This is a genomic window from Joostella atrarenae, from assembly GCF_021764745.1.
Classification (GTDB): Bacteria; Bacteroidota; Bacteroidia; order Flavobacteriales; family Flavobacteriaceae; genus Galbibacter; species Galbibacter atrarenae.
On the sequence record NZ_JAETXX010000015.1, the window covers coordinates 39,399 to 57,839 of the forward strand.

Genomic DNA, 18,441 nt, shown 5'->3' on the forward strand with positions numbered 1-18,441 from the left:
TGTAGCCGATGGCCAAAAAAACGACGAAAACAAGTAAGACTGCTTCTTCAAAAAAGAAAATATCTTTTAAGGTATCTAATCAACAAAAAATCATTTTTGGGAGTTTGTTAATGCTACTTAGTGTTGCTTGTGTTATTGCTTTTATCTCGTACTTTTCTACTTGGCAAGAAGACCAAAGCTTACTAAAAGAATTTGGTGACCGACAAGCTGAGGCTAAAAATTGGCTTAACAAATTTGGTGCATCCGTAAGTCACTTTTTTATATACAAAGGCTTTGGAATTGCTGCATTTATTTTCCCTATTCTTTTATTTCAGATTGGACTTTACATGTTTTTAAACTACAGTCTTAAAAAACTGATTAATAGAGTTTTTTGGGGAGTTATTGTAAGTGTTTGGTTAGCTATATTTTTCGGGTTTTTCTCAGAAAGCGCTCCACTACTTGGTGGTGTAGTTGGTTTTGAAATGAATGATTTTCTACGCGCCTATATTGGAGTAATCGGAGTTGTTTTGGTGTTGTTTTTTATATTTATTACCTATGCAGTTATAAGACTTGGTGTTACTCCTCAAAAAATAAAAGCATTATTCTACACAACACAAGAAGAGTTTAAAGCCGCTTTTAAATCTAATAAAGTAAAAGCAGAGCATAGCGAAGAATCTACTAACCAGAATACAGATACTGAAGAATCTTTAGAACAAGAAATAGAGAAAGTAAATACTACTAACACTGATTCTGAAAGTCATATTACTGATGAAACATCTGATGTAGATATCGAAAACTCTTTTGAAGTGAAAATAGCCGATGAAGAAGAGGATGATGAAGAACTAGCTGCTCCAACACTAAAAACAAAAGAGACTACTTCTACAGAAGGTAAAGAAGAACTGAAGATAGAGGTAGAAACTGTTGAAGAAGAGAAAGAAGAAATCGACAACCTTTCAGATAAACTAGTTAAAGATTTTGGGGAATTCGATCCAAAACTCGCATTAAGCAATTATAAATTTCCAACGCTAGAGCTTTTAAATGAATATGGCTCTGGAAGCATAACCATCAATCAAGAAGAGCTAGAGGAAAACAAGAATAAAATTGTAGATACTCTTAAAAACTATAAAATTGAGATCTCTCAAATAAAGGCAACTATTGGTCCTACGGTAACATTGTACGAAATAGTTCCTGCTGCGGGAGTGAGAATTTCAAAAATTAAAAATTTAGAGGATGATATTGCGCTTTCTTTAGCGGCTCTAGGAATTCGAATCATCGCTCCTATCCCTGGGAAAGGAACAATTGGTATTGAGGTTCCAAACAAAAATTCTACTATTGTTTCTATGCGTTCGGTAATTGCTTCCAAGAAATTCCAAGCTGCCGAAATGGAGTTACCAATTGCTTTTGGTAAAACTATTAGCAATGAAACTTTTGTTGTTGATCTTGCCAAAATGCCTCACTTATTAATGGCGGGAGCTACAGGGCAAGGTAAATCGGTTGGATTAAATGCAATTTTAACTTCTCTACTTTATAAAAAGCATCCTGCAGAAGTAAAATTTGTATTAGTCGATCCTAAAAAAGTAGAGCTTACGCTATTTAATAAAATCGAACGTCACTTTTTGGCTAAACTTCCAGACAGTGAAGAAGCTATTATAACTGACAATACTAAAGTAATCAATACTTTAAATTCACTTTGTATAGAAATGGATAATCGCTATGAGATGTTGAAAAACGCCATGGTGAGAAACATTAAAGAATACAACACTAAGTTTAAAGCTAGAAAACTAAATCCAAACGACGGACACCAATTTCTACCATATATTGTATTGGTTATTGATGAGTTTGCCGATTTAATTATGACTGCTGGAAAAGAAGTAGAAACACCAATTGCCCGTCTAGCACAATTAGCGCGTGCGATCGGAATTCACTTGATTGTAGCCACACAACGTCCTTCTGTAAACGTTATAACAGGTATCATTAAGGCGAATTTCCCAGCTAGGGTTGCCTTTAGAGTAACTTCTAAAATCGACTCAAGAACAATTTTAGATTCTCCTGGAGCGGATCAATTAATTGGTCGTGGAGACATGCTTTATACGCAAGGAAACGATCTTACAAGGCTACAATGTGCTTTTGTGGACACTCCAGAAGTAGATAAAATTACAGACTTTATTGGTGGACAGCGAGCTTATCCTGACGCTCATTTACTGCCAGAATATGTAGGAGAAGAGTCTGGCACAGGACTTGATGTAGATATCTCCGATCGTGATGCGCTCTTTAGAGAAGCAGCAGAAGTTATTGTTATTGCACAACAGGGATCTGCTTCCCTTTTACAACGAAAATTAAAGCTTGGTTACAACAGAGCTGGAAGAATTGTAGATCAGTTAGAAGCAGCAGGAATTGTTGGTCCTTTTGAAGGTAGTAAAGCAAGACAAGTACTTGTATCGGATATGGCAGCATTAGATCAATTATTAAGCAACGAGTAAAAGCTCAGAAAACATAATTTAAAACACAAAATGAAAAAAATATTCTTATTAATATCAGTAGTTCTTATTTCTATAAGCGCAAACGCTCAAAGCGATGCAAAAGCCAAAACATTATTAGACGAAGTTTATAATAAAGTAAAAAGCTACGATAATATTTTTATTGAATTTAAGTATGCTTTAGATAACACTTCGGAAAGCATTCACCAAGAAACAAAAGGTGATGTAACCATTAAAGATGATAAATATGTTTTCAACTATTTAGGAGCTACAAAAATATTTGACGGAAGTAATACATACACAATAATTCCTGAAAATGAAGAAGTAGTAATCGAAGCTAATGAAGGTGATACAGAAGGAACAATTACACCTTCTAAAATGCTTACTTTTTATAAAAAAGGGTATAATTATAAGTGGGATATTCTTCAGAATGTAAAAGGGAGAAATATCCAATATGTTGAGTTAACACCAATAGATAGCAATTCAGAAATCAAACAGATTTTGCTAGGTATTGATGCGCAAACAAAACATATTTATAATTTAATTGAAGTTGGTAACAACGGAACAAAGACTACTATTACAGTTAATTCTTTTAGAACAGACGAGCCACTTTCAAAATCATTATTTACCTTCGACAAAAGGAAATATGAAAATTTAGGATACTACATCATAACAAACTAGTAATTTGAAGATTTTAGACAGATATATTCTATCGAGATTTTTATATAATTTCATCAGTTCGTTTGTTATACTGATGCTTATATTTATTTTTCAAGCAATTTGGTTTTTTATTGACGAATTTGCTGGAAAGGATATCGATTTAGCTATTGTAGGGAAATTTTTATTCTACTACTCCCCTAACCTTGTACCTAATGTACTCCCACTTACTGTGTTATTAGCCTCGATAATGACTTTCGGTTCTTTGGCAGAAAACTATGAGTTTGCTGCAATGAAAGCCTCCGGAATCTCATTGTATCGTGCTATGCGAGGATTAATAGTCTTTATATTCTTTTTGAGTATTGGGACTTTCTTTTTTGCAAATGATATTATTCCTGCTGCGGAATACAAGTCTTATAACCTAAGGAGGAATATTGCTCAAATGAAGCCTGCAATGGCTATTTCAGAAGGAGCTTTTAGTACTGTAGGAGAAGATTTTAGCATTAAGGTTGATGAAAAACACGGAGATAATGACAATCTTCTGGATAACGTTATTATTCATCAATTATCAGATGGAAACATAAATAATAAAGTTATTAAATCTGTTGATGGGGAGCTTGTAAGCAGTGAAAACTCAAACATCCTTCAGTTAATATTAAAAAATGGGAATTACTACGAAGACTTAAAAGCAGAAAGTCGAGATAAAAGAGATAATTACCCACATGCAAAGGCAAGTTTTGATCGCTATACCATATTTATGGATCTATCGGAATTAAATAATGTAGATCTTGAAGAAGAAAAGGTTAAGAACACTTTCAAAATGCTTAATGTTACAGAGCTAGATTACGCTATAGATTCCATAAAAAAAGACAATAAAAAAATCTATACTAATTTTGGAGAAAATGTCTACAAAAGAACAGGAGCAGCGAATCTTAAAATAACTCCTACTAAGGCTAAAAAGCCAGATAATAATAAAGATAAAGTTGTTATTTCTGCTGAAGAGAAAGAGAAACTTCATGCGTTAATAACAGAGAATAGTGATAGTATTATCACCATTTTTGAAGATTACAGACAGAACCAATTAGTAGATATGGCGCTGAATACTGTAAAGAATACTACATCTACTTTAGAAGGTAAGAAATGGGATTTAAACAGGAGATTAAAACTGTACAACCACCATATTCTTTCTTTACACCAAAAATATGCATTAGCTTTTGCTTGTTTTATCCTCTTTTTCGTAGGAGCGCCATTGGGTGCTATTATTAGAAAAGGTGGATTAGGACTTCCTATGGTACTTGCAATTGGATTATTCCTAACTTATCACTTTATAGGGATTTTTGCTAAGAACTATGCAGAAGACGGAAGTATTCCTCCTGTAATTGGCGCATGGGTTGCAACTGGAATTATGCTTCCGTTAGGAATCTTCTTAACAAGGCGAGCTACTGCCGATAAGGCTTTATTTGAAACAAACTTTTCTTTTAAAAACGTTGGAAAGCTATTCAGTTTTCTAAAGAAAAAGAAGTCAAAAGTTGAAGAAAAAGGAGCCAAAAGTATCTAATTAAGTATCTTTGATAAAAATTTGTAATGAACACAAATACACTAATGTCAGCAACAGATATTAAACTAAATAGCATTGAAGAAGCAATAGCCGATATCCGAGCAGGAAAGGTTATAATTGTTGTCGATGATGAAAATAGAGAAAATGAAGGAGATTTTGTTGCAGCTGCAGATAAGGTAACTCCGGAGATGATTAATTTTATGGCTACTCATGGCCGTGGATTAATTTGTGCACCCCTAACAGAAAAAAGGTGTAAAGAGTTAGACTTACATCCAATGGTTGGAAATAATACCGATCCAATGGAAACTGCATTTACTGTATCTGTAGATTTACGTGGGCATGGTGTTACAACTGGTATTTCTGCTGGAGATAGAGCTAAAACAGTAAAAGCATTTATAGATAAGAACACTAAATCCTTCGATTTAGCTAGACCAGGACACATATTTCCTTTAGTAGCGAAAGAAGGTGGTGTTTTAAGAAGAACAGGACACACAGAAGCTGCTATAGATTTTGCTAGACTTGCAGGCTTAGAACCCGCTGGTGTTATTGTAGAAATAATGAATGAAGACGGGAGCATGGCTCGATTACCAGAGTTGTGCGAAGTTGCCAAATCTCATGATTTAAAGATTGTTACAATAGAAGATCTTATTGCTTATAGAATGCAACACGATAGCCTGATAGAAAAGGGAGAAGATTTTGATATCCAAACAAGATATGGGAAGTTTAGACTTCGTGCTTATAAACAAACTACAAACGATCAGATTCATATAGCCCTCACCAAAGGTACTTGGACTGTAGACGAACCGGTATTAACACGTATAAATTCTACTTTGGTAAATAACGATATCTTAGGAACTCTTACTAGTGATGCTGATAAGAAGCTTGATGATATGTTTAAATTGCTAAATAAAGAAGATAAAGGTGCGATTGTATTTATAAATCAAGAGAGTCACTCTTTAAATCTACTTGGACGTTTATCAGAATTGAAAAAACTACAAGAAGAAGGTGAAATGAGAGCTCCTAAAATAAATATGGACGCCAAAGATTTTGGAATTGGAGCACAGATACTTCACGATTTAGACATTTCTAAAATAAAATTAATGTCTAATTCTTCGCAAACTAAAAGAGTAGGTATTATTGGTTACGGACTTGAAATTGTTGAATATGTAAATTATTAAGTCTATATTTCGTTGTAAAGCGAATTAATACTTAATGGCAGATTTAAACATATCACAAACTGTAAATTATAAACTCATATTAATTGGGATTCTATTTTTTATAGGTTTCGTGCTTTTTGTCGATTTAGACCCTGAGCGTCCTGAACTTACATATACTGCTGCCATTGGAATCCTTGTTGCTTTTTGGTGGATTACCGAAGCAATTCCCATTGGCGCCACCTCATTATTACCGCTTATTTTATTCCCAATTTTTGGAGTCGCAGATGGTAAAATCATCTCCGAAAGTTATATTAACTATATCATCTTCCTATACATTGGAGGTTTTATAATGGCGCTCACTATTGAAAGATGGAATCTCCATCGTAGAATAGCCTTAAAAGTACTGTCGTTACTTGGCGGTAGTCCATTTATGGTATTATTAGGATTCATGTTTGCTTCCGCATTTTTATCAATGTGGATGAGTAATACTGCAACAGCTATGATGATGCTTCCTATTGTATTCTCAGTAATTTCAGCTTTAAATACTATATATTCAGAAAAAAACCTAGGAAACTATAGTGCAGGTCTCCTACTGGGAGTTGCCTATGGTTGTTCCATTGGAGGGATTGCAACTTTGGTAGGAACCCCTCCTAACCTATCGTTTATAAGAATTTATGAGATTATGTTTCCAGAGAATCAATCCATAAGCTTTGGTAATTGGTTTGTATTTGCATTGCCAATTAGCATCATTATTTTCTTAGTCACACTTTGGTATTTATATCTATTATATAAACCAAAACAGGCACTTAAAAAACTTCCTAAGAGCTATTATTTAGAAGAATATGCGAAATTAGGAAAGCCAACTACAGAAGAGAAACGTGTGTTCTCACTTTTTCTGATTCTGATATTTCTATGGATTTTTAGAGGAGATTTATCTATTGGGAGTTTTGTTTTACCAGGCTGGAGTAACCTTTTTAACAATCCGAAATATATAAACGATGGCACTGTAGCTATTTTTATGGCTGTATTATTATTCATGATACCATCTTCAGATGAAAATAAAGCATTAGCAGATTGGGAACTCACTAAAAAAATCCCTTGGCATATAGTCTTACTTTTTGGAGGAGGTTTTGCTCTTGCTACAGGGTTTGTAGAAAGTGGTTTATCTAACTATTTGGGCGAAGTAATTATAAATACAGTAAATACTACACCAAATGGATTCATGATTTTACTTACAGCTATGATGAGTGTACTTACAGAATTTACTAGTAATGCAGCGACCACAGAAATGTTACTACCAATTGTGGGAGGACTAGCATCAGAATTAAAAATAAATCCGCTTTTACTTATGATTCCTGTTACACTAGCAGGCTCCATGGCTTTTATGTTTCCTATAGCCACTCCTCCAAATGCAATTATTTATGGTGCAGGAAAACTTACTATAAAACAAATGGCAACCACGGGTTTTATTTTAAACCTGATTGCCATTGGTGTTATTTGTATAATGACCCTTTTTTGGGGAAACTTAATTTTTAACTTCTAGGAGCACGTCACTAAGAACTTCTTTTAATTTTTCTGCTCTTAACTTAACCTCTTCTTCTGTCCAGCTTAATTTTATAAGCATTGAGATATTTCTTCCTAACCATTTATCAGATTGAGAGAAATCTAACTTATCAAAATCTTGTAAACCATTAATTACTTCCGCAGGAAACTTTCCAAGACTTTTTAACTCTTTTAAATGATCCCATTTTTTAATATAGTGCCAGTTATTATCAAACCAATAGAAACAACCATCTACGCCATTCTCCACAAGTAGTTTTTGTGTAGATCTAGCAATCTCCTCTTCAGGTAAAAAGAAACTTAAAAAAGAATAATTCTCTTCTCCACCCTCAGGAACAGTTCTAATAGTTACTCCAGGAAGATCTTCAATAGCATTTCTTAAAACTGTATAGTTTTTCTTCTGAAGGGCAATAAACTCATCCAAACGTGCTATTTGAGCTAATCCAACAGCAGCATTCAATTCAGAAATTCTAAAATTATAACCTAAAAAAGGATGTGTTTCAGCACCTCTATCTTTACCAACATGATCGTGACCGTGATCAGAATAATTATCTGCATGCACAGCATAAGTGTCATTATTTGTAATAATAGCACCACCCTCTCCACAGGTAATTGTTTTTACATAATCAAAAGAAAAGCAACCTAAGTCTCCGTAACTTCCTAGTGGTTTACCTTCATAACTCCCACCAATTGCCTGACAAGCATCTTCTAAAAGCAATAGTTTATGTTGCTCACAAATCTCTTTCAACGCTTTTAAGTTGGCCATAGAACCACACATATGCACAGGCATAATAACTTTCGTTTTCGAGGTAATTGCCGCTTTAACCTTTTCAGGATCTAAAGTAAGTGTATCATCGATATCTACTAAAATAGGAACCGCACCAAGAGCCATAATAGACTCAAAACTCGCAACAAATGTGAAAGTAGGCATGATAACCTCGTCTCCAGCACCAATACCAGCACTCGCCAAGGCTATTGTAAGCGCAGAAGTACCGCTACTTACTAGCTGAGTGTGCTTCACTTCCATTCTTTCAGAAAGAGCTTTTTCAAGCTCTACAGCTTTCCAATGTCCATTTCTCATTCCATCAAAACCATAACGCATCAAAACGCCACTTTCTAGCACATCGTTAACTTGTTTTCTTTCTTGATCTCCAAATAATTCAAATCCAGGCATACTATTATATTTATCATTGCTTATGCACAAAGTTAGCTAAAAGCGTATTTAAAAAAAATCTTTCAACATCTAAACTTTACGCATCAATTTCTTCTTACAGAGTCACTCTAATTAGCTTAGCATACGACGTAAGTAATTATAAAATTTATTCAAACTCTATCACACTATCCTGTAGCGGCTTACGAACTTTTTTAAGCTCGGCAAACATATCGTCATCGGCACGATAACCAATTGGCAATACTAAAACAGACTTTAACCCCTTTGTGTCAAGCTTTAAAATCTTATCATAATCTTCAGGTAAAAAACCTTCCATAGGGCAAGCATCAATCTCTTCGAGAGCGCAAACAGTAAGTAAATTTCCCATAGCTAAATACACCTGATTTTTTGCCCAATGTTTAATCTCTTCGGTAGTTTTTCTGTTGAAATCTTCAATTAAGAAGTTCTGAAAAGGAGCTAGGATTTCATCAGGAGTATTTCGAATATTCTTCACCCGTTCGAAATACTTCTTAATATATGCATCATCTATTTCATTTTCAATACAGAAAATCAATAAATGGGAAGCATCCTCCACTTGCGCCTGATTCCATGAACTTGCTTTTAAAGTCTTCTGAAGCTCTTTATTGGATACTATAATTAATTTTACAGGTTGTAGTCCGTATGAAGTGGCTGTTAAATTAAAAGCCTTTTTTAATACAGAAACCTTTTCTTTAGAAAGTATTTTTTTGGGGTCAAACTTTTTTACTGCATAACGCCATTCTAGTGCATTAATGATACTCATTCAAATTGGTTTTGAGCAAAAGTAAGAGATAATATTATAATTATAGCAAGAATTCAGAAAGTCAGAAAAAAAATTAAAAAATTATCTATCTGATAATCAAGGTTAAAAAAAATAATTTAAAAAAAGTTCGTTTAAGGCTTTTTGTATTTAAAAAAGGTTTCTATATTTGCAACCGCTAAGGAGAAATGGCAGAGTGGTCGAATGCGGCAGTCTTGAAAACTGTTGAGGGTCACACCTCCGGGGGTTCGAATCCCTCTTTCTCCGCTGAGAGCGGATAAAGCTCCAACAAAATCCCGTAAACGTCAATGTTTACGGGATTTTTCATTTTATACCTATTCATTTGATTTCAATTAATATCATTAAAAAGGGGACTAAATCGGTGTCAGTAAAATCTCTAAATTAAGTGACACCTAATTACACTAAATCCCTTTAATTTAGTACGTTTTGATGTTTTTTGCATTTTGTAATTAAGTAGTCATTTTGTAACTTTTCTTCAAAATTCGGTGTCACTTATGATCAATTCTCTATCACTATTGTACTACATAAAAAAATCAAAAGCAGATCAAAATAAGAAATGTAATATCTATATGCGCATAACCATTGACGGTAAAAGGGCAGAATTTAGTATCAATAGGAAAATTGAGGCGAATCGTTGGATAGCCAAATCGGGAGTGGCTAAAGGCTCAAGTCCGGAAATTAATGAATTGAATAGCTATTTAGTAAAAGTTAAAACTGCCCTGCTTAATAAGCACCAAGAATTTATAGTTAATGAAAAAGCGCTTACTGCTATTTCTTTAAGAGATGCCTATCTCGGGAAAAGTAGAAACAATAAAATGCTATTAAAAATCTTTCAAGAGCATAATGATAAAGTTAATAGCCTCATTGGAAAAGATTTCTCTGCCGGTACAGCAGAACGTTATAGAACCGCAAAGAAACATATTGAAAACTTCATTAAGAATGAGTATAAACTTAACGATATTCCTGTTACTGATGTTGACTACCGATTCATAAGCGGATTTGAATACTATCTTAAAACCGTCCGTAAGTGTAGCCATAATACAGCAATTAAATACATCACAAACTTTAAAAAGATTATCCGTATTGCTTTAGCTAATGATTGGATCAAAAAAGATCCTTTCTTAAACTGGAAGGTTCGGTTGAAAAACGTAGAGCGTGAATTTCTACTAAAAAAGAATCTTAGAACCCCAAGACTAGAACAGGTTCGAGATATTTTTATATTCTGTTGCTTTACTGGTTTAGCCTATGCTGATGTAGAGAAGTTAAATGAAAATGATATCACCATAGGTATTGATGGTGAAAAATGGATCAAAACTAAAAGAAAAAAGACCAATTCAAAAAGCAATATTCCAATTTTACCTATTGCTGCTATGATTTTAGATAAGTATTCTGATTATATAGATAATAAGGGACACAATAAGTTACTACCAGTATTAACCAATCAAAAAATGAATGCTTATTTAAAAGAAATAGCCGATTTATGTGGTATTAATAAAAATTTCACGCCCCATATGGCTCGTCATACATTTGCAACGACTGTAACGCTATCAAATGGTGTTCCGATCGAATCTGTTAGTAAAATGCTGGGACATAGTTCATTAAAAACTACGCAACATTATGCTAAAATTTTAGATAGCAAAATAAGTAATGATATGGCTATCTTAAGCAAAAGGCTTAATCTTTAACACTCATATGAATTAAGGCAAAATATTCCTATCTTAAAAATAAAAAATAGCTAATTTATCAGAATGGATAAACCATTATTTTAGAAGAAAAGTCGATTTAATTTTAATATAGAGTCACTGAGTATTGTTCTTTTAAATTGGTCATAGTTTCGGAAGCTTAGCTTCAAGTTTCAAGTTTCAACTTTCTACCCCCATTCAATTCCTGTAATTCTACCATTAGTTTTTCCTTATCACCTAGCACATATTTAGGCAATACATAGACAAATCGAAGCGATTGACCATTCCATATTTTAGTAGGTGGATTACAAATGTAGATGGGTTTCATTTCGAGTCTTTGGTAAGATGCTTTTCGTTTTTTATCACCACTGGCTCTATATATATTTAAAAAGTCAGTTTCAAAGGTAATACCTGAGGTATTACCTATTTCCAAGACCAAGTACATTTCAGATTTGTGATAAATTAAATTCTGAAGCTGTAGTTTAATTCCACTCTTTTGCTCCCTCTCTACTTTACGAGGTTCTATCTTTAGTAAATATTTACTAAATGTTTTAAAGTATTGCTCACTTCTATCCGTACTGTCCAATTCTTTCTGCTTTGGCTTTGGTTCCTCTGAAAATGGAATTTCGCTACCAATGCTTTCTCTTCTTGATATAAAGTAATTTAGTTTCGATAGTTCTTTGGTGTACTTCAAAATATAGGAATATACCATTCCATCGTCAGTAACAACTAGCAAATTACTTTCTCCCCCAGGTTGTGCTTGTAACAATCCAAAATATTGCTTTTCTTCTCGATTGTAGCTAAATACAAAATGAGAAGCTCCTGTAATTCCTTGACGAATGGTCTCGGGGAAAAACAAGGAAACATTCTTTTTATCGTTGGCATATAGTGTATCCAAAACAGCTTGTGCTTGTATAGGACTCGATAATATTATCGTTAAAAGTATAAGTATTGTTTTCATTGTTTAAGTTTTAATACCAATTGATAGTTATCTATTACTGTCGCCTTTATTTGTCGGTTACTTCTTCTAAAAAGCTGTTTAATACCGCTTACTTGCGGCACTCCGGGCACACTTATATCATTGACCACATCTCCAATTACTTGATTTCGCAGCGCTTCCTGAAAACTGTTCTCTATATAAATCCCGTTACTTCCATCGTCCAGATCATAGGCTTCAAATTGAACAGGAATTCCTTTAATATGTCCAATGTTTATGAGCGTTCTATTTGATTTAAAACTCACAAAACCATATATCAAAGTATTCCTATTAAGTTTCACCCCATCTATAATGGCTGATTTAGAAAGTCGCATACGCAATCTAAAATTTTGTTTTACGCGCTGAGTGCCATCTACGTGCACCATCAATTCTTGATCTGTATTTCGGGTAATCTGTTCTAAATTTTTTTTGGGGTTTGAGGCAAAAAATAATTGATGTTCCAACGCTAATTCTTTTGCACTCCTTTCCATGGCTTTTGCGTAAGTTTTGGAAACGCCCGTATTAGATGTATCAATAGTTTGAGGTATGGGTGCTTTAGACTGCTTTTTTAAATAATTTCCTTCTAAATTCTTCAAGGATGCTATGTTTTGGTATCGCCTTTGTCCCAGAAAATAGACACTATCTATCAGTCTTTTTTTTCGGATACTATCCCTATTTGTATTATAATACCCTAAGGAGTCCAAAAGCCTTTCGTCATATAGGCATTTAAATGTTCATCGGTACAATTTGCCTTTAATGCTTCATGCCAAAAAACATTTATATGGATAACGGAGGTACCCAGAGATCAAGCTAGGTTGTTTTTATGTAAGTATAAACACTTGAATTATAAATTACGTAGTTATACGGTTATATAAAAAGTAGTATTAAAATAAATTTGAAAAAAGACCTAAAGGAGGGATAAAAATTTAATCCTCTTATTTATTAACCACTAAAATTATTAAAAATGGGAAAATCCAAAACAATTGAACAGAAAATGAAAGATGATCAAAAGTTTCGTGAATACATGAATCAATTGGATCAAGATTCAAAAAAAGAAGAAGAAAAGATTTTTAAAACTATTAAAGAAAATATTACTTCACATTATGAAGGTAATGGATGGGATCATGCTCGTTTTTTTGGTAACAGAAATAGTGATTACCAGAATTATGACGATTGGAGTTTAGCTAGAATTAACAATATGGTTGATATGATTGGTAATGCATTAAGTGACGGGAACTTCCCTTCAAAAGAAGTTCCAGGGTCAGAGGGTGCTGAAGAATCAACTGTTGAGGATGCAAAAGATTTTCTGGGTGCATTTCAGGGAGATTACAGCCTCATTATTAAAAGAGTTAAGGCAATTATCTCTGGGGTACTGACTCAATTTGCTACAGCGAGTAAAACATCAAGAAAAACTACTTTTAAAGACATGCCCCTTTCTGGAGGATTACATCTATTCTTTGGATCTACAGGAGAAGTGTTTACCAATAATACTTTCTTTACTAATCAGTATATTGGTTCATTTCAAATTGTATTTGAGGTAATGATGAGTGTTGATGAAGCACAGGCAATTGGGGTTCAACAGATCTTAGCTACTACTGAGCAGGAATTAAGCATTTTAAAGAGCCTTATTCTAGATGCTAGAAAAGCATCTGCCGAAAGCTTAAAAAAGATTTTAAAAGAAGATCCAGAAAAATATGTTGCAACTAAAGCTACATACGATTTAATACTTGCAGATTTGAAAAAAGATCGCGCCGAGGTAATGCTTGAATATGACAAATATAACCAGGTGACCAATACTATTGATCATTTATACACGGAAACAGCTACTAATGAATTAGTCTCATCAGCTCCAAAACATGATTTAAAAAATATTTTTAGTGAATGGGAATTCGGAATTGCTAAGCGTTACATCAATGAGAAGTATAATAATACAGCTTTAATTGACTAATCGTATATTTAAAAACTACAGGCAGTTGGTAATAAACTGCCTGTTTTTTTGATTTCAAGATAATCCATTCCAGCTAAACTTTTGTAATAACTAAATCTAGTCGGTTCCATTAAGAAGCGTTTTCTCACCCCCTATTTTAATCAATTCAGTGTATACTTCAGTTTGAATCAATCTAATTATTAGAATAAACTATGTATATAAGCAGCGACCTTGAAAGTTATCACCATATTCCTTTTTGTTTAAAATTATTGAGCAATAAATACATGTAAATAGCAGTGCTTTTCATTCTGCAGTAATTCTATAAAAAACAAATTCTATATAAGGATTTACTAGTGTTTCATTTCTCTCAATAATATTAAATAGTACTACAAATAAGCTAAGGTATGATACACTAAAAGTTATTAAACTCCCTGTATCTACCAAAAAAACCAATAAGCCATGCATTGAATGGCCTATTGGTTAATGTTAATATCTCAAATAATGGGTTAAGGTAAACTCGCATTATTACCCCTAACTTGGCTTGCACAAGCAGACCAATACAATTTTAACTTTTCACCTTTTGGTAAATTATCTAATGCTACTTTTATTTTACTTTGGGTGGTAATTAAATCGGATAATGAAATGGTAGTACTAACAGTAATAACATTCTTCTTATTTCCAATTACTTTTTGACCCCAAGATGTTAATTCTCCTAAATCATACAGCATAAGGTCTGGAGCCAGTTCACCTCCTCTATATATAGCCATGGGAGGATCTATCAATGTATTCCCACTTCCATTGGCATGATGTAAAAGTATTTTTGTAATGGGTTGTTGTGTAATCAATGCTGCAGCCACGTCTGTCATAAGTGTATAGCCAACTGGCTGTAAAACATATAGGTCAATGGTTTCTGGAAGCTTAAAGTTTTTTGCTCCCCCTGAATAGCTTCCGTGTCCTAATAGGACAATATCTTTGTTAGATACATGTACGCTCATAATATAATTTTTAGATGGTTAATATTCTTTTTTAAATGAATCACAGAAACGTTAATAAGTAATGATTAGAACAGATTAGGATGTAATATGTGTCTATCGAATTTATTAACTTCGTTGCATACTGTAATTAATGTCAAATGTTTAATCCTTATGAAGCTTCAATTGATTAACAATACAAATAAAATCATATAAAGAAAAAGTGGAAAGAGTAAAATCCCCTATATTATAAAATCCGTAATTATACGTAGCGAACACGCGGAGGTAGAGGATGAATATTATTTAATATTGCATAAAGAACAATTCCTACTGTATTTTTAGCCCCCGTTTTATCTAAAATATTTTGACGATGACTCTCAATTGTACGAACACTTAAGAATAATTTTCCCGCAATTTCTTGATTTGTATATTCTTTACATATTAATTTTAAAACATCTATTTCTCTTGGAGATAGTTCTTCATGACTAATTAAGCTGGGACGTTTTTGCTTAGAATTTAGATATCCTTTTAACATTTCATGGTCATTATGAGAAAAATAAATGCCCGTTTTATGAACCGTACCAATGGCCATTATAAAATCTTCTTTTTTAGCATTTTTGGGTAAAAATGCGGAAACTCCCATCTTTATCATATGACCAAAAACATTCTGTTTATAATGGGACGAAAGAATTATAATCTTTAGATGCTCATATATCTTTTTTATTTCTTCTACAAGATCAAAACCATCCATAGGCTCCATTTGAAGATCAATTAAAACTATATCAGGATGCTCTTCTATGGGTAATTTTGAAAGTCTCTTAAGAAACCTTGTAGCATCAGTTTCAGCCATAGTTACCGAAATATTTTTATGCCCAGAGAATAAGAGTGTAATCCCTTCCACAAAGAGAGATTCATCATCAACAATTGCTATATTTATTAAATCTTTCATGAGTTATAAATCAGTATTATTAAACGTGTTCCTTTTCTTGAATCACTTTTCCATTTCCAGGTTGCTTCAATTGACTTTAATCTTGTCTCTATATTGTTTATTCCCATTCCTCTCTTAATCTCACTTAAGTTAAAGCCTATTCCATTATCCGCTAATACAATTGAAAAGGCGTTCGCTGCATCACGCAGATATAATTTTACTTCAGAGGCTTGAGCATGCTTTACGACATTTGAAATAAATTCTTGAACTATACGATAAATTTGAATTTCAATTAACCGTTCTTTTTTTTGATATGGATATGCTAAAAAAAACTGAATCTTAAAAAATAATTCAATATTTGATAACAGTTCTTCTATAGTAAGTATAAGTCCAAACCTTTCAAGTGATACTGGATAGAGTTCATGTGATATACTTCTTGTTTCGTTTATTAATTTCGGAACTAGATTCTCTATTACTGCTCTAGAATTTTTATTGCTCCAGGTGTCTTCATTGTCAATCCAAAGTGATAAAATATTTAATTTACTACCTATATGATCGTGTAAGAGATTAGCAATTTGTTTACGCTCATTTTCCTGAACTAAACTATATTGAATTCTAAGGTTTTTCTGATGATCCAATTCACTTTGGAACAACTTATTTTTTTCTTTTACAATCCTCCTTAGAAAAACTCTGTATATCAAAAAAAATAATATTAAAACAATTGATAATACTAAAATCAATATGACTAGATGGACTATATTTAGTTCTATTTGTTTAATTTGTAAAAGGCATAAAAGGATGACACATATAATATTGAACTCAATAGATTATTTATACTCCATAGAACATATGAACTATCACCATCGAGTGATGGCAATTGATTTAATACTAGAAATAAAAATAAAGATACAATGTAATAAAACAACAGGGCTTCATATACCAATAAAATTGGATTAGGCGTATTCCTCTTCGCTATTTCTTTCAATAGGATGTAACCGCTCCCAATAATAAAAAACATTCGTGAAAAAATAAGGCTAAAACTAGGGCCAAATACCTTATCATATCTCCAAAGTAGTATGCCTTCAACGAAAAATAAAATACAGATTCCTATCAAAATCTTTCTCCAAATTCTAGACAATTTTAATTCCGCGGCTAGCATTTGAGAAAGCGTAAAAAATTCAAGTGCTATATAAAAAGGATATGTAAAACTGGTATCCTGACTTTTAAGAATATAAATTGAAAACTTATTAACTACTTCAACACATAACACGACTGCTAAATATGCTAGTAACCATTTCAAAATAACGCATTCATTCCTTTTATTGCTATAAATCCCATAGACAAAGGACACGAATAGTAGTATATTCGATAAAGTCAGGGAAATGAAAAAAAAATTTCGCATTTTAAAGTTAACTAAACAACCCAAAATCGTCAGATTCTCTACAAAATGGAGGGCATGGTTGTGAGTAATCTTGAGTATTCATTACCTCTGGTGTATCAACAGATATTCCCCGAATGATTCTTGAATCCTTTTTACCAGAACTGTGTGTAGCTACAAAAATTAAGTTAGGAAGTGATTTTTGGTATACTATAGAAAACTTTAATCCAAATAGTATCTTTATTTCATTATATTTACTATCATTAATTAGCATATCTGCATCAGAAAAAGGCACTTTAAAAGCTTTGAAAATGTTTTCTCCATTATCTTTTTCACATTCATAATAAAACCAATCCATACAGTTATTTTTCCATAATTCAATGTCATTTACGGATGCTCTTTGGCTTATACGTGGTTCATTATTGATTGGTAGATTGTTGTTTTCACAATAACTAATAACATTTAGGTTTTTATCCAAAACTGTTTTTTTAGTAGTCACAAAAGTATCCTCTTCAACCAGTGTCAAATTATTTGCTATTGGTCCATAACTTGAATAGATGAAAAAATCTAACTTCTTTTCTTTTCCTTGGTTATTTAAAGGCACGCTAATTAAAATAAGCTTACTATTATGAATACCTACATAGATATGAAAAAAACTATAATCATTCTTATGCTTGAGCCATAAATAATCCTCCAAACTGAAGCTAAAACTAGAAAATGGAGCTATTAATTTACTTATTTTGGAATAATCGCATCTGGCTTCATTCCAGATTTGAATCGCTTTAATACAATTCTCCTTATTGAGTTTATTTAATGGCATATCGGTAGCTAGATTTGGTTAAACAACAGGTTTTCATACGTATAAAATTAAGAAAAGAAATTTATAGATATGACAGAATCGCCAATTTCTTTTCCACTAAAGTCCATATAAATTCTAATTTAGCTTACTCTCATCAACTTTACCCTATTTATACTATTGATCCTTGTAAAGCTTCATATGTACTTCTATTTAACAACAATTCCTCTTTTATTTAATGGATTGCTCCATTTAATTTTTATTTACTTGCGATACATACGATTTTAATACCTGGATTCTCACCAAAAAAATGTACTTCGTTGGAGTAATACAATTACAATTTGGAACAAGCTTTTGGTAACTAACAAAAGTATCCCATACTATAAAAACATTGACAATTTACACTTTAACTTAACATTGTACAA

Annotated in this window: 15 protein-coding genes and 1 tRNA gene; 8 read left to right on the plus strand and 8 right to left on the minus strand. The window is 32.7% G+C overall.

Features of this window, described 5'->3' with window-relative positions; translation table 11 throughout:
* The first annotated feature begins 8 nt into the window (after window positions 1-8).
* From JM658_RS15885 to JM658_RS15905, 5 genes are all read left to right on the plus strand, one after another.
* Window positions 9-2,459 carry a DNA translocase FtsK gene (locus JM658_RS15885; protein ID WP_236960596.1) on the plus strand — a complete coding sequence of 817 codons (2,451 nt, stop codon included), beginning with the start codon at window positions 9-11 and terminating at the stop codon, window positions 2,457-2,459.
* Window positions 2,460-2,489: 30 nt separating this feature from the next.
* Window positions 2,490-3,137 carry a LolA family protein gene (locus JM658_RS15890; protein ID WP_236960598.1) on the plus strand — a complete coding sequence of 216 codons (648 nt, stop codon included), beginning with the start codon at window positions 2,490-2,492 and terminating at the stop codon, window positions 3,135-3,137.
* Between the two features lie 73 nt (window positions 3,138-3,210).
* Window positions 3,211-4,671 carry an LptF/LptG family permease gene (locus JM658_RS15895; protein WP_236960600.1) on the plus strand — a complete coding sequence of 487 codons (1,461 nt, stop codon included), beginning with the start codon at window positions 3,211-3,213 and terminating at the stop codon, window positions 4,669-4,671.
* A gap of 26 nt (window positions 4,672-4,697) precedes the next feature.
* Window positions 4,698-5,849, plus strand: a complete 1,152-nt coding sequence (gene ribB / locus JM658_RS15900; protein WP_236960602.1) for a 3,4-dihydroxy-2-butanone-4-phosphate synthase — start codon at window positions 4,698-4,700, stop codon at window positions 5,847-5,849.
* Between the two features lie 34 nt (window positions 5,850-5,883).
* Window positions 5,884-7,371, plus strand: a complete 1,488-nt coding sequence (locus tag JM658_RS15905) for an SLC13 family permease (protein WP_236960604.1) — start codon at window positions 5,884-5,886, stop codon at window positions 7,369-7,371.
* Here JM658_RS15905 and JM658_RS15910 read toward each other — a convergent pair.
* Both JM658_RS15910 and JM658_RS15915 read right to left on the minus strand, forming a co-directional pair.
* The gene (locus JM658_RS15910; RefSeq protein WP_236960607.1) at window positions 7,354-8,562 is read right to left on the minus strand and encodes a DegT/DnrJ/EryC1/StrS family aminotransferase; all 1,209 of its coding nucleotides are present in this window, start codon (window positions 8,560-8,562) and stop codon (window positions 7,354-7,356) included. The genes JM658_RS15905 and JM658_RS15910 overlap by 18 nt on opposite strands.
* Before the next feature lie 145 nt (window positions 8,563-8,707).
* Entirely contained in the window at window positions 8,708-9,340 is a 633-nt protein-coding gene (locus JM658_RS15915; RefSeq protein WP_236960608.1) for an NAD(P)H-dependent oxidoreductase, read from the minus strand.
* Between the two features lie 179 nt (window positions 9,341-9,519).
* Between JM658_RS15915 and JM658_RS15920 the strand changes: the two genes are divergently transcribed.
* Both JM658_RS15920 and JM658_RS15925 read left to right on the plus strand, forming a co-directional pair.
* Window positions 9,520-9,604 (plus strand) — tRNA-Ser (locus JM658_RS15920).
* Between the two features lie 248 nt (window positions 9,605-9,852).
* Window positions 9,853-11,043: a site-specific integrase gene (locus tag JM658_RS15925; RefSeq protein ID WP_236960610.1), complete on the plus strand. Its 1,191-nt coding sequence runs from the start codon at window positions 9,853-9,855 to the stop codon at window positions 11,041-11,043.
* Window positions 11,044-11,206: 163 nt separating this feature from the next.
* On the opposite strand, the gene JM658_RS15930 is transcribed toward JM658_RS15925, so the two are convergent.
* Both JM658_RS15930 and traM read right to left on the minus strand, forming a co-directional pair.
* The gene (locus tag JM658_RS15930) at window positions 11,207-12,001 is read right to left on the minus strand and encodes a DUF4138 domain-containing protein (protein ID WP_236960619.1); all 795 of its coding nucleotides are present in this window, start codon (window positions 11,999-12,001) and stop codon (window positions 11,207-11,209) included.
* Window positions 11,998-12,612, minus strand: coding sequence for a conjugative transposon protein TraM (traM, locus tag JM658_RS15935; RefSeq protein WP_236960621.1), 615 nt, complete (start codon window positions 12,610-12,612; stop codon window positions 11,998-12,000). The genes JM658_RS15930 and traM overlap by 4 nt, the downstream gene beginning before the upstream one ends.
* A 368-nt stretch (window positions 12,613-12,980) precedes the next feature.
* Between traM and JM658_RS15940 the strand changes: the two genes are divergently transcribed.
* Window positions 12,981-13,964: a hypothetical protein gene (locus JM658_RS15940; protein ID WP_236960623.1), complete on the plus strand. Its 984-nt coding sequence runs from the start codon at window positions 12,981-12,983 to the stop codon at window positions 13,962-13,964.
* A gap of 485 nt (window positions 13,965-14,449) precedes the next feature.
* Here the strand turns inward: JM658_RS15940 and JM658_RS15945 are convergent, their stop codons facing one another.
* The 4 genes from JM658_RS15945 to JM658_RS15960 all read right to left on the minus strand — a co-directional run bounded on the left by JM658_RS15945 (window position 14,450) and on the right by JM658_RS15960 (window position 18,040).
* The gene (locus JM658_RS15945; protein ID WP_236960625.1) at window positions 14,450-14,938 is read right to left on the minus strand and encodes a putative adhesin; all 489 of its coding nucleotides are present in this window, start codon (window positions 14,936-14,938) and stop codon (window positions 14,450-14,452) included.
* A 238-nt stretch (window positions 14,939-15,176) separates the two neighbouring features.
* Window positions 15,177-15,863: a response regulator transcription factor gene (locus tag JM658_RS15950; RefSeq protein ID WP_236960627.1), complete on the minus strand. Its 687-nt coding sequence runs from the start codon at window positions 15,861-15,863 to the stop codon at window positions 15,177-15,179.
* On the minus strand, window positions 15,860-16,543 hold the full coding sequence (locus JM658_RS15955; RefSeq protein ID WP_236960629.1) for a sensor histidine kinase: 684 nt from the start codon (window positions 16,541-16,543) through the stop codon (window positions 15,860-15,862). Before JM658_RS15955 ends, JM658_RS15950 begins: the two co-directional genes overlap by 4 nt.
* Window positions 16,544-17,251: 708 nt before the next feature.
* The gene (locus tag JM658_RS15960; RefSeq protein WP_236960637.1) at window positions 17,252-18,040 is read right to left on the minus strand and encodes a hypothetical protein; all 789 of its coding nucleotides are present in this window, start codon (window positions 18,038-18,040) and stop codon (window positions 17,252-17,254) included.
* Between the last annotated feature and the right edge of the window lie 401 nt (window positions 18,041-18,441).

Bases quoted from the DNA above. Each gene is read 5' to 3' on its own strand.
- JM658_RS15930 (WP_236960619.1), bottom strand. From the start codon at position 12,001: ATGAAAACAATACTTATACTTTTAACGATAATATTATCGAGTCCTATA.
- JM658_RS15910 (WP_236960607.1), bottom strand. From the start codon at position 8,562: ATGCCTGGATTTGAATTATTTGGAGATCAAGAAAGAAAACAAGTTAAC.
- JM658_RS15925 (WP_236960610.1), top strand. From the start codon at position 9,853: ATGATCAATTCTCTATCACTATTGTACTACATAAAAAAATCAAAAGCA.
- JM658_RS15940 (WP_236960623.1), top strand. From the start codon at position 12,981: ATGGGAAAATCCAAAACAATTGAACAGAAAATGAAAGATGATCAAAAG.
- JM658_RS15895 (WP_236960600.1), top strand. From the start codon at position 3,211: ATGCTTATATTTATTTTTCAAGCAATTTGGTTTTTTATTGACGAATTT.
- ribB (WP_236960602.1), top strand. From the start codon at position 4,698: ATGAACACAAATACACTAATGTCAGCAACAGATATTAAACTAAATAGC.
- JM658_RS15890 (WP_236960598.1), top strand. From the start codon at position 2,490: ATGAAAAAAATATTCTTATTAATATCAGTAGTTCTTATTTCTATAAGC.
- JM658_RS15915 (WP_236960608.1), bottom strand. From the start codon at position 9,340: ATGAGTATCATTAATGCACTAGAATGGCGTTATGCAGTAAAAAAGTTT.
- JM658_RS15960 (WP_236960637.1), bottom strand. From the start codon at position 18,040: ATGCCATTAAATAAACTCAATAAGGAGAATTGTATTAAAGCGATTCAA.
- JM658_RS15945 (WP_236960625.1), bottom strand. From the start codon at position 14,938: ATGAGCGTACATGTATCTAACAAAGATATTGTCCTATTAGGACACGGA.
- JM658_RS15885 (WP_236960596.1), top strand. From the start codon at position 9: ATGGCCAAAAAAACGACGAAAACAAGTAAGACTGCTTCTTCAAAAAAG.
- JM658_RS15905 (WP_236960604.1), top strand. From the start codon at position 5,884: ATGGCAGATTTAAACATATCACAAACTGTAAATTATAAACTCATATTA.
- JM658_RS15950 (WP_236960627.1), bottom strand. From the start codon at position 15,863: ATGAAAGATTTAATAAATATAGCAATTGTTGATGATGAATCTCTCTTT.